The organism is Prevotella conceptionensis 9403948 (assembly GCF_000312305.1).
Taxonomy (GTDB): domain Bacteria; phylum Bacteroidota; class Bacteroidia; order Bacteroidales; family Bacteroidaceae; genus Prevotella; species Prevotella conceptionensis.
On record NZ_HE999455.1, the window covers coordinates 42,526 to 44,353 of the forward strand.

Consider the following 1,828-nt stretch of genomic DNA (forward strand, 5'->3'; position numbering starts at 1 on the left):
GACGACAATCTCCACACTTCCATTTCATTGCAGGTAGTATTCTCGCCGTAAAACCTTGTTTGTCCTAAGCCCTACCTTTTTAAGCCCCTGAAACGAAAACGACCGACCCGACGGAAAAACGCATAAAAAAAATGTCGGAAACACGAGGACAGAGAAAATGAAAAATGGAAACTCAACTCCCTCACCTCTGGAATCCGCATAAAATCAAAAAAATCAGACAAGATGAAACTGAGATACAAAATATCAATTGGGCTGGCTCTTGCACTCGCAGGCTCTCTCCTTTGGGGCGGAAGTGTCTGGCTTTGGCTGGCAGGGATATGTGCAGGGAAGTTCCTCATTCGGCTACTCCTTACCATCGCTTTGGCAATCGCAGTGTACATCTTGGCTTATGCTCTCATCATCGGGGCAATACTTTGGGTACTCATTTCTTAAACAGACAGATATATGAAAAGAAGAAGCAAGACAATCGCACAGCAATGCAGATACTACGAAGTGGACAACATCTTCGAGTATATGGTATCGGTTTACCTAAACGGAAACATATCCGCCTTTGGGGAACTATACAAGGAACTCAATCGGAAAGACAAAAAGGAGTTTATACTCTATCTCTTTTCAGAAGTTAAACCTATTTATATCCAAGAAATCATTTTGACAACCATCTAAAAATAGGAACAATGGAAGCATTCAGATTTTACCAAGACAGAAAGGTTACTTGTTGGGAACGCACCCACTTTGAAGTAACAGCCGAGAATTACGAGGAAGCCGTTGCCCTTGTCAAGTCGTGGCAAGGTGAGGACGTGCTTTGCTTTGAGGATGATGAGAAAATCATCATCACAGACGGAGAAACATTATATGACACCTCCGAAAGCCTATCCGTAGAGGAAAACGGAGGAAAACCAACTATCGAGGTCTTTGCGGATAATGGAGAAGACATCATCAATAATACAACCCGATAACACCAAACGAATATGAGAACGGAAACAAGAACATACGAGGTATATAACCTCCACGAACTGACCAAAGAGGCACAAGCAAAGGCACACAGCCATTGGGCGGAACATTTCAACTATGGTTGGGACGAAGAAAACCGAAAGACATTGCAAGCCTTTGAACAGATATTCAATATCAAGGTGGACAGATGGTCATACGATGATTATTCCTATTGGTATCGTTTCACTTCTCATTACAGCGAGGAGGAAGACAATCTGAAAGGAACAAGACTTCTGAAATACCTTGTCAATAACTATTGGAACGACTTGTATCTACCTAAGACCATTTGGGGACACAATTACAAGACAAAGCGCAAAAGCCGTGTATTCGTCACCAATGATTGTGTTTTGACGGGCTATTATATGGACTATGAGATATTACAGCCTATATACGACTTTCTGAAAGCCCCCGACAACACCACCCTTTACGAACTTATGAACAAGTGCTTAAACGGCTTTTTCAAGGCTTGCAGGGACGATATGAAATACCAACTCAGTGAGGAAGCCTTTGCCGAGAGTTGCGAAGCCAACAACTACGAATTTCTATCCAACGGAACATTATTCAACTGATTAAAATATCAAAGACAATGAAAGGTACAGAACATTTCAAGGACGTTATCCAAAACTATTTGGAAACGAGAGCATCATACGATGAACTCTTTGCGGAGAGTTTCCACAAAGAGAACAAGAGCATAGACGAGTGTATTACCTACATCTTGACGGAAGTCCAAAGAATGGGGTGTGCAGGTCTGTCCGATGAGGAGGTATATTCCCTTGCCGTGCATTACTATCCAAAGTAAAATATTATCCAGAGAATGCCTTTGGTATACTATATATTT

General features: G+C 41.8%; 4 protein-coding genes and 1 pseudogene. All 5 read left to right on the forward strand.

Features of this window, described 5'->3' with window-relative positions; all coding sequences use genetic code 11:
• Window positions 1-222: 222 nt before the first annotated feature.
• Window positions 223-432: a hypothetical protein gene (locus BN93_RS14695; protein WP_019189062.1), complete on the forward strand. Its 210-nt coding sequence runs from the start codon at window positions 223-225 to the stop codon at window positions 430-432.
• A gap of 12 nt (window positions 433-444) precedes the next feature.
• The gene (locus BN93_RS14700) at window positions 445-663 is read left to right on the forward strand and encodes a hypothetical protein (RefSeq protein WP_019189063.1); all 219 of its coding nucleotides are present in this window, start codon (window positions 445-447) and stop codon (window positions 661-663) included.
• Between the two features lie 11 nt (window positions 664-674).
• The gene (locus BN93_RS14705) at window positions 675-956 is read left to right on the forward strand and encodes a hypothetical protein (RefSeq protein ID WP_019189064.1); all 282 of its coding nucleotides are present in this window, start codon (window positions 675-677) and stop codon (window positions 954-956) included.
• Window positions 957-968: 12 nt separating this feature from the next.
• On the forward strand, window positions 969-1,559 hold the full coding sequence (locus tag BN93_RS14710) for a hypothetical protein (RefSeq protein WP_019189065.1): 591 nt from the start codon (window positions 969-971) through the stop codon (window positions 1,557-1,559).
• Between the two features lie 17 nt (window positions 1,560-1,576).
• Window positions 1,577-1,780 (forward strand): annotated as a pseudogene (locus BN93_RS14715) (PcfK-like family protein); the annotation flags it as partial.
• Window positions 1,781-1,828 lie beyond the last annotated feature (48 nt).